Annotated in this window: 8 protein-coding genes; 3 read left to right on the top strand and 5 right to left on the bottom strand. The window is 35.9% G+C overall.

Annotated features, from left to right (window positions below; genetic code table 11):
- Positions 1–158 precede the first annotated feature (158 nt).
- From F5ESL0260_RS00870 to F5ESL0260_RS00860, 3 genes are all read right to left on the bottom strand, one after another.
- The gene (locus F5ESL0260_RS00870; RefSeq protein ID WP_046324142.1) at positions 159–1157 is read right to left on the bottom strand and encodes an NAD(P)-dependent oxidoreductase; all 999 of its coding nucleotides are present in this window, start codon (positions 1155–1157) and stop codon (positions 159–161) included.
- An 18-nt stretch (positions 1158–1175) separates the two neighbouring features.
- Positions 1176–2255 (bottom strand): AEC family transporter, encoded by a 1080-nt coding sequence (locus F5ESL0260_RS00865; protein WP_122025520.1) that lies wholly within the window; start codon positions 2253–2255, stop codon positions 1176–1178.
- A gap of 321 nt (positions 2256–2576) precedes the next feature.
- Complete coding sequence (locus F5ESL0260_RS00860) at positions 2577–3899, bottom strand: replication-associated recombination protein A (RefSeq protein ID WP_122025519.1); 1323 nt, start codon at positions 3897–3899, stop codon at positions 2577–2579.
- 269 nt (positions 3900–4168) lie between these two features.
- Here F5ESL0260_RS00860 and F5ESL0260_RS00855 point away from each other — a divergent pair, with 269 nt between their 5' ends.
- Positions 4169–5008, top strand: coding sequence for a LysR family transcriptional regulator (locus tag F5ESL0260_RS00855; RefSeq protein WP_122025518.1), 840 nt, complete (start codon positions 4169–4171; stop codon positions 5006–5008).
- A 76-nt stretch (positions 5009–5084) separates the two neighbouring features.
- On the opposite strand, the gene F5ESL0260_RS00850 is transcribed toward F5ESL0260_RS00855, so the two are convergent.
- A complete protein-coding gene (locus F5ESL0260_RS00850) occupies positions 5085–5960 on the bottom strand; it encodes an SDR family NAD(P)-dependent oxidoreductase (RefSeq protein WP_122025517.1) in 876 nt (291 codons plus the stop codon).
- A 13-nt stretch (positions 5961–5973) separates the two neighbouring features.
- A complete protein-coding gene (locus tag F5ESL0260_RS00845; RefSeq protein ID WP_122025516.1) occupies positions 5974–6618 on the bottom strand; it encodes a nitroreductase family protein in 645 nt (214 codons plus the stop codon).
- A gap of 207 nt (positions 6619–6825) precedes the next feature.
- Here F5ESL0260_RS00845 and F5ESL0260_RS00840 point away from each other — a divergent pair, with 207 nt between their 5' ends.
- Together F5ESL0260_RS00840 and F5ESL0260_RS00835 are read left to right on the top strand one after the other, a co-directional pair.
- Positions 6826–8349, top strand: a complete 1524-nt coding sequence (locus F5ESL0260_RS00840) for an SLAP domain-containing protein (RefSeq protein WP_122025515.1) — start codon at positions 6826–6828, stop codon at positions 8347–8349.
- 194 nt (positions 8350–8543) lie between these two features.
- The gene (locus tag F5ESL0260_RS00835; RefSeq protein WP_122025514.1) at positions 8544–10067 is read left to right on the top strand and encodes an SLAP domain-containing protein; all 1524 of its coding nucleotides are present in this window, start codon (positions 8544–8546) and stop codon (positions 10065–10067) included.
- Positions 10068–10090: the final 23 nt, after the last annotated feature.

Raw genomic sequence — 10090 nt, 5'->3', positions numbered from 1 at the left:
TGAATTTCTTTTGTACTAAATCCTCTTTGATACAAATCTACTGCTTTTAATTTTGTTTTTAGTAAATATTTAGACATAAGAAAACCCCCGAATTGGAATCTTTGTCCAATTCCGGGGGTTAACTTCATGTCGTAGCTTGCTTTTTATTTAGATAAATTTTAGTCAAGTTTCACATCATTATCAGTATGACCAGTCTCTAATACCTGGTGGAAGTTCTCATAACTGACGTTGATCATGTCTGTTAAAGCAGGACTGGTATATGAACCAATATGAGGTGTTAATAAAACCTTAGGATACAATTCTGTTAATTGTCTGGTTAAATCATTAGTGATATTGCCATTATAATTATGGCCTAAAACTTCTGCTTCATCAGGCAGAACATCGCTGGCAAAGCCGGCAATTTGGCCATCTTTAATTGCCTTAATCACAGCAGGGTAATCAGCCAGTTGCGATCTAGCAGTATTGACCAGAACCGCATTGTTCTTCATTTTACCTAGAAAAGCTTCATCTATCAAATTATCATTTTGCCCTGGGAAATAAGGTACATGAATTGAAACAATGTCGGATTGAGCTAGTAATTCGTCTTGACTTACAAACTTTACGTATTGTTTAGCAAAATCACTTGGATAAGGATCGTAGCCCAAAACATTGGTCCCCATGCCATGATACAGTTGTGCTTCCGTAGCACCAATTCTACCCGTACCTATAATACCTACTGTACTGGAATGAACTTCACCTGAAAAAGTGGCAGTCGAAACTGAAAAGTTTCCCTTATTAGTCAAGGTGGTAGCTAAGGCGGTATGTCTAAAGAGCATCATCCCTAAAGTCATAGCTAATTCAGCCACTGCGTATGGTGAATAAGCAGGAACGCGGGCAACTTTCATATCGTATTTCTTAGCGGCCTTAAGATCAATATGGTTATATCCCACTGTTCTCGTGAAAACATATTTAATGCCCCACTCGTTGAATTTGGCCAGGTTGGTTGCATCACCTACACAGTTGGCTCTGAGTAAAACTGCATCTGCTCCCTTAGCTGTTTCAACATTATCATGGGTTAACATGTCGGATTCCAGCTGCAATTCATAATTATATTTATTTAATTTTTTAAAATAATCAACTTCATTTTCGCGAACGCCATAGGCTACTATTTTAAACATTTAAAAATTCCCTCCTAATTAATGAAATATACCAATTTGACTGAGAACGCCCAGAAAAGCGATCCATATTGGCATGGCAATAACTGCCATAATAGTTGAAATAAATGATGCATCAGAAGATAACACCGGCTCACGGTCAAAACTGATTGCATAAGATGATGCAACAGCTGCAGTTGGTGTAGCCATCATGATGATAATTGTTCCTAATGCAATGTAGCTAACAGGTAAAATATTAGTTACAGATAAAATAACTAGGAGCAGTAAGTTCAAGATTGGCACTAATATAACCTTGTTAAAACTGTAGTACCATGAAGTCTTGTTGGCAGCAGCTTCTTTGAATGAAGTTGAACCTAAAGTAGAACCGATTGATAACCAGGCAAGAGGCGAAGCCAGATTTGCTAAATATTGCATTGGTTTATACAGCCAAATTGCGGTTTGGTCAATCCGGTAAAACGCAACGTGAACTATTGGTGCATTGGCATTAATTACACCGTTAACTGCTTGTTTAACAGCTACTTGAGGCACGTAATTTTGGCATAACCATAAAATCAAACCCAAGAATGTAGCGATCACGACCGGGTTGACAAACATCTTCTTTAAGTTGCTGGCCTTCATCTTGAGTCCAGACATCTTGATATACGCATACGAATATAAAAAGATACGGTAACCAATGTTAAAGATAGAGCTGTACATGATACCTTTAGGACCGAAAACAGCCCCTACAATTGGAATACCAAAGAAAGTAGTTGAACCAAATGTGGTTAATACTGCTAAAACATCTCTTTTATCTTTAGGATATTTAACATATGAAAGTGGAGTCAAGAATATCAAAATGATATAAATTACAATTCCCCAGATTAAAACATTCATCCCTTGTGATAAAGTTTCATTGCTAATCGGTTGCATGAATGAGTTAAAAGCCAATGCTGGTAACGCAACTGTCAAAACTATTTTGGACAATATTTTACCAAACTTTTCAGTAAAAATACCGCGTTTACGCAGGTAAAAGCCCAATAGAATAATGAAAATTGTTGACGTTATTGAACTGACAATCGCAACGTTCGAAAAGGTTACTTTGATTGCTTGCGCAATATTCATTTTATTTCCTCCTATTAGTTATTCTTTTCACATTGATAATACTACTTATTTGTGAAACTAATAACTTTATCAAACTAAAGTAACCTTTTGTAACTTATGTAAATTTAAAAGCCGTGACTTGCTCATCTAATGTTAATCCCAAAATCAGGACAAATTCGAATTCATAGCAAACAGACAAACCATTCAAATTGTGGTTTGCCTGCTTTTAGTTGATGCTCGAATAGCGGTGTCACATTATAATCTAACTAATCAATTTTAGCGTCATTTCATATTCTTTTGGCAATTAAACTAATGAAACCAGACTTTAGAAAAAGTTTCAGGCTAATTATCGTGTTCTTTATGCCATTCTTTAATCTGTTCCAGCCTCTTTTTAAAGCGGTCTTCATGGCCTTGCGAGGTCGGCAAATAATATTCGTGTCCCTCTAAACTCGGTGGCATAGTTTTCATTGTTGTTAACTTGTCTTTAGCATAATGCGCCAGCTGGTAACCTTTACCATAGCCCAAATCTTTCATCAACTTAGTCGGGGCGTTGCGAATTTGCAAAGGCACTGGTTCATCTATCGTCTTCTTAACATCTTCTTCAGCGGCTAATCTAGCTTTATAAACTGCATTTGACTTTGGCGCAAGTGACAGATAGATCACTGCTTCCGTCAAATGCACATCACATTCCGGCATCCCTATAAATTGACAAGCCTGAAAGACGTTGACCGCCACATTCAGTGCATTAGTATCTGCCAAGCCAATATCCTCACTGGCAAAGCGCACTAGTCTGCGTGCAATATAAAGTGGATCTTCTCCACCTTCAAGCATCCGCGACAGCCAATAAATCGCTGCATCTACATCGCTGTTACGCATTGATTTATGCAAAGCGGAGATAATATTGTAGTGTTCTTCTCCGTCTTTGTCATACAAGACTGACTTTTGCGTGATTAGTTGTCCCAAATTGTCCATAGTCACAGCGATCGTATTACCATTTTTGTTGCCGTTTAAAACTGCCATTTCCAGCGTGTTTAAAGCAGTTCGGGCATCACCGTTGGCAAATTTAGCAATGGCTTTAATCTCCTGCGAACTGATTTTAACGGTTAACTTGCCAAAACCATTAGGGTTGTGCAAAGCATTTTGCAATAGCTTGATAATATCTTTGACTTCAAGCGGTTTTAAGACAAAAACCTTGCAGCGTGAAAGCAGCGCCGAGTTAACTTCAAAGGAAGGATTTTCGGTCGTGGCACCAATTAACGTGATACTGCCGCGTTCAACATAGGGTAAAAAAGCATCTTGTTGTGCTTTATTAAAACGATGGATTTCATCTACAAATACCAGTGTTTTTTGCCCTACTTCATGTTCAGCTTCAGCCTGCTTCATAATCTTGCGGATTTTAGTAATACTGCTGTCAACCGCACTAAAGTTGAAAAAACTCGCCTGACTCTGCCGGGCAATTATTTCCGCCAAAGTTGTTTTGCCGACTCCCGGTGGTCCCCAAAAAATCATTGAGGAAACTTGGTCATTATCAATGATTTCCCGCAATATTTTCCCCGGTCCCAGCAGCTGTTCTTGCCCTACAAACTGATCTAGGTTTTGGGGACGTACACGGTTAGCCAATGGTTCATTTTGCCCATTATTCGTAAATAATGATTCTTGCTTCATCATGACATCTTCTTTTTATTTACTTTCAGACACTTACTAACCTAATTATACAAGCATTTTTAAATTGATTATGAATAATAGCTATCTTTAAAAACCGCCTTTGCTTATTTAATTATTGCCACACAAAAACAACACTGAAATTTTACTAGCAATAGCATTAACCAAATTCATATTTAATGTCTAAAATATCAGCTAAAAATAAGCTTTTTTATTGTATTCACGTACGGTAAAATAAAAGAAAAATATATAAATACTAAATGGTAATATAAATGGATACAAGACAATTAAAACTTTTTCTAAATGTTTGTTACACACAAGATTTTTCCGAAACAGGCAGAAATTTATATATTAGCCGTTCTGCTGTAATTCAAAGAATTAACAAATTAGAATCAGCATTAAACGTTAAACTATTTAATAGAACCACTCATGGTGTTAGTCTAACTGAAGCAGGTAAAGCATTAAAACCAATGGCTAAACAAATTTTAAATGAAGAAACCGAAATAATAGAAGTGATGCAAGACTATTCAAAGACTTTAACAGTAGGAACAATATACCAACAGAATCCTGTAATCATTAACAAGTTTTTGGAAGAGCATCCCGAAATAGCTGATCATATTAATATACAGTTTCAAGAAATCAAAGAAGTATCAGATATTAATAATAAAATTGATATTATAGAATATTATGAAGTAACCAAATACTTAGATCAGTCTTTCGATTTCATTACCCTTAAACTCGAACCAATTTATGTCGCTATACCGCCTGACAAAATTTTAGCTAAGAAAAAAATAATTAACCTTTCTGACTTAAATGGAATGGCTGTAGATATTGAAAAAGAAGGCGTCTCTTTAATAAGTGACAAAATTAAAGATACCATAGAGAAAAAATACCCTAGGATCAAATTAAAAAGTTTTGGCATTTATAATTCATCATTTTTCGCAACAGCCCGTTTGCGGCATGAAATTATTATTATTGCTCAGGGAATGCAAAACTATGTCAAACCTTTTGTTGTAAGACCATTAAATATTAAGGAAAAAGCTCAATATGGGTTATATTATCGTAAAAAGACCAGCAAACTAGTTACAGATTTTATGAAAAATTTTAAATAAAAAAGGCGGACCTTAGTTATTGATCTTTACTTCAAAGTAAAAATTAGTCTGAAGTAATCAATTTGTCCGCCCCTTTTTAATGTGCATTTTTCATGAAACTCATAGCTTTTTTAAGATCAGGCGCTTTACCATTAACAGCATCTTCTGCCCTACCTGTGATTAGTGGATTTAATCCAGGGTGCGTGAGAATATAAAATTTATTGTTTTCCAAGGCTTTAAATACTATCTTACCTATGTCATCAAGTGGCATTCCAGTATCAATTTCTTGAGCATTTCGTGCTAGAACTTCCTTAAAAGTATCACTCTGATAATATGGATCTGAAGTATCCGTATATTTCTTTGGTCTATAGTCCTCAGTATGATCAAGATTAGTATGAACAAAAGCAGGAGCAAAAATATGCATATGAATTTTGTCTTGCTTATATGCTTGTAAATCGTACGCTACTGTTTCGGTCATGCCAACTACAGCAAATTTGGTAGAAATGTACATTGGTGAACCAGCTGTAGACATCAGACCTGCTACGGAAGCAACATTAAGTACATCGCCACCATTTTCTTGCTTCATCATAATAGGTAATACCTTTTTAATCATATAAACTTGACTTAGCAAATCTGCGTGTAAAATCCATTCCCAATCTCTTATTGGCACTTCCCAGATTGGACCACCAGTAGCAATTCCAGCATCATTTATCAGAAGATCAATTTGGCCATATTCTGTCATTACCTTGTCTACAGAGTCATAAACTTCCTGTTCTTCAGTAACGTCTGCAACGATTTTCTTTACACTACTACCATTTTGAATCAGCCGCTCACAAACAGTGGTTAGAGCTTTTTTATCTTGGTCAAGTAAGGCTAATTTCATCCCTCTTGCAGATGCTTCTTCAGCAAATTTCATCCCAAAACCATGAGCAGCCCCTGTTATAAAAGCAACTTTATCTTTAAATTTTTCCATGAAATTTATCCTCTTAGGCAAAATCGAGTAAATCAGATAATGGGTATCTAGTAGTTGTTATTTCTGGATCAGCTTTAGGATCATGTTTACCAACAGCAATGGCCATAATAGGAATGTATTGTTTAGAATCAAGACCCATAATCTCAGCAGCTTTTTTAGCATCATAGCCAGCCATGGCATTGGTATCATATCCGTGTGCTTTAGCAACTAACATAAATTGCATAGCAGCTAAACTAGTATCTACAGTTGCGTCTGCAATGAGCATTGAATCTGGTGCATTTTGATAAAGTGGCATGAAAGTGTTAAGTGCAGCATCCATTGCATCCTTTGTTACTTTCTTTTGCTCATACATTTTATGCCATAATTGACTATATTTTTTATAAGCCAAAGTATTACCGAAGAATAAAACTATAGCAGCAGAATCGTCTATCTGGGGAAAATTAAAAGGCATGAAATATTGGTGTAACTTCTTTCTGCCCTCATCTGTATCCACCACTACAAATTTCCATGATTGCAAGTTGCAAGCAGACGGCGCCTTGATTGTTTCATCAAGCATTTCCTTAATTTCATCACGACTAATTTTGACAGTTGAGTCGAACCTCCGGACTGAATGACGGCCGTTTACAACTTCCGTAAAATTATTATTTACTATTGACATAAAAATATCCTCCCTTTTTGTTATCGCTTACACAAATTATTATAAAACTCTATCTTTTTTTCGGTGTCTCTATTTCATTTATTGGTGTTAAGTAACAGCTTATCAGTATTCATAGTTTTCTTTTGTTTACTTAAAGAATAAGCAGCTGGTTAATAATTTGCGGTACAATGATATAAGTAAAGAATTTGTATATTATGAGGTGAAGATATGAAATTTTTCAAGAAAGTTGGTATTGGCTTAGCCGCAACAGTGTTGACAATTAGTCCGCTGCTGCCAAGTCTAAATCATATTCAAACAGTGCAAGCTGCGCCAAAAGCACAAAAACTAGCTAAAAACAGAATTACTTTAGTCAATGACGCACCCGTATATAATCAATATGGTCAAAGACTTAAAGCAAGAAAAAACGGGAATTATTCTGTAATTGAACCAGACGTTAATGGTTTCTGCTATGTTTCTTCTTTTGATGTCGACTCCTTAGATTATTACGGCACAATAATGATTAATGGGCAAAAATACTATAAAATTGGTCAAGGAGAATATATTAATGACGGTGATGTTAATAACGTTAATGGTAAAAGCTCTAAGACTGGTAAGCTGGTTTTGAATCACAGATCTGCGATCTATACTAAAACAGGTAAACTAAAAGGCAAGACTCTACCAGTTAAATCAGTCGTTAACTATCAGGGCCAGGTTAAGCAAACCCAATCTAATCAAAAATATTATTTTGCAAAATTTAACGTTTCTGAGCAAAAGGCAACTTTTTATTACTTGCCGACAGCAACTGTTAATGGTAAAGACTGTTATGCCATAGGGAAAAATCGTTATATTAGAGCAAATAACGTTGATAGTATAGATGGGTATCCCCTTATGTACAATGGCGTTACCTATGCTACTGTTCTTAAAAAGACGACAACTCAAACTTTAACCAATGATTCTACTAAGCACGTTCTCAAAAAGGGTCAAAAAATTAAAGTTGATTTAGCGGTTCAACCTTGGGCAGAAGACTTTGAAGGCTATATTTATCGCCTGCACGATTATCCTAACGAATATGTTGGTCAAGGTTACATTAAATTAAGAAACTATTTGCCAACATCAAGTTACGATGAGCTTACATTCACCTATGTAAAGCCTAATACGACGACAAATACTAAATTCTATAATTCTGACGGCACTACAACAGGCATCAGTTACAGGAATCGTAATCAAAGCCCCTTGACCGTTGATGGTCTTTATTACTTATGGGTACCTAGTGAAAAGAAAGCAGAATTGTTTTACCACTTTTTAACCTACAGAACAGACAGAAGCTATTTCGTTAATAACGACGGCACTGATCTTAAAAAACCAGAGCTTGACAAAAACAATAAACTAATTGAATCGACAGAAGATAAGATTCGCTATACTAACAGTTTTGTCAAAGCTAGTGATGTTACTTTTGCCGGTGGAATTAAACTTACCCCTCTCAATACTGCCAAAGACGCTGAAAGCGAGCAGAAAGTAGCAACAGATAAGGATAAGCAAGAATTGCAAAGAAAATTTGAGGAAAATAAGAATAACAAGAATGTTAAGTGTGAGCAACAAAGTGCAGTAAGTAATTATAATAATGCTTTGATGATTGCTTCTTCTGTTTTACAATCTCCAAAAGCAACAATTGCACAAGTAAAACAGGCAATTTGGCTACTTGACACAACCAAAATTCAATTAAGTACTTTAAACTTTGCCGAATGGAGTTAAATTAAAAAATAGAGTTAGTCCACTTTTATGGTGGATTAGCTCTATTTTTATTGCTTAATTTGAAAATTAGTTTACCCTTGCCAAAATATTGTAAACCAGACAAAAGTTCTAACAATTTATATAATAAAACAATTTTAAGCAGCATTTTAGGTTACAATGATATTAACTTAAGCGATTTTTTGTGAGGTCATAAAATGAAATTTTTCAAGAAAGTTGGCATTGGCTTAACAGCCCTGGCTCTATCCACCACTCTATTTTTGCCATATACCGCTAACCCCCAAACAGTAGAAGCAGCTCAGAAAACCAAAGGAAAAGTCACTCTGCTTGAGAGCGATTATGTTTACAACCCGTCAGGCCATAAAATAAAATTGAAGCAAAATCGGGGTACACATAGCTATAACATTCCTAACGGCTTTAGCTCTGATCCCAAGGGCTATTTGACTACAGAAATGATAGTTTATGATGATGACAGTAGAACCAGCTATCCCTACTACGGCACTAAAAAAATTAACGGACAAAAATTTTACCACTTAGGGCATAACTATTACATTAATAGTGCTAATGTTTTAAAAGTCAATGGGCGCAATATCACACAAGGTAAATTGACTATCAAACACGATGCACTGATTTACACCAAGACTGGCAAACCAACGGGAAAGAAACTAAGAACTAATACAGTAGTTAAGTACCAAGGAAAAGCTAAGACTGCTACTAAAACACCCAAATATTTTTACTATCTTAAAGATATAGACAGATACTTCAAACCCCGATACATACCTACTCACAAAATCAAAGGGAAATATTATTATTCTTTAGGGCATAATCGCTACATCAAGGCAGCCAATGTCGGTTACATTAATGGTCACATTGCTCGTTACAACGGCACTGTAAATGCCACAGTCACTAAAAAAACCTATACTACAACAATAAATTTTTCTGCCGCAAAGCGGAAACTCAAAAAGGGACAAAAGATTAAACTTGATTTAACTGTTATTCCTTATGAAAGTGATGGCTTCGAGGGCTATATATACAGATTACATGATTACCCGGATGAATATGTTGATGAGGACAATGTTAAGCTGAAAAGGAATCTGCCTATCATTGATTATCGCGACTTAGTTTATACTTACGTTACGCCAGTGACAAACAACAGCGTTGAACTTTATGACACAGCTGGCAAGACAATTGGCAAACGTATTATAAAGCCGCAATACAGTAATCTGACAGTTGATGGCTTAATGTACCTCTGGGTACCTGAGGAAAATAAGGCGGAACTGTTTTATCATTGTTTAAATTACAGTGACGCCAGTGTGATTGATGCCAACCAACCAAACCCGGTGCCAAATTCAGAGCCAACTTACCCTGCAAAAAAGCAAGCACTAATCTATGGCAATAACTTTATTAAGGTGAACGATGTGAAATACGTCAGCGGGTTAAAGTTAAAAGCACTGAATACAATTGAGCAGGCTGAAAATGGGCAAAAGATTGCGACAGGAGCTGACAAACAGGAACTGCTCACACTTTTTAATGAAGGAAAAGATCTAGCACAAAATAGCGCTTATCATGATCTTATGTCTAACTATGATTGTGCCTTAAGAAACGCTTCTGCTATGTTAAGGTCTGATAAGGCAACTGTCACACAGGTAGATGAAGCTGTCTGGTATGTTAAAACCGCTAAAGAGCAGTTGACAACTATGTCTACTCCGCCGGGTGATTAATTTTTTAACATAAACAAAAAGAC

The organism is Lactobacillus sp. ESL0260 (genome assembly GCF_003692935.1).
Lineage (GTDB): Bacteria > Bacillota > Bacilli > Lactobacillales > Lactobacillaceae > Lactobacillus > Lactobacillus melliventris.
Note: the sequence above shows the minus strand (reverse complement) of the source record. Positions and strands in the feature narration are given on the sequence as shown.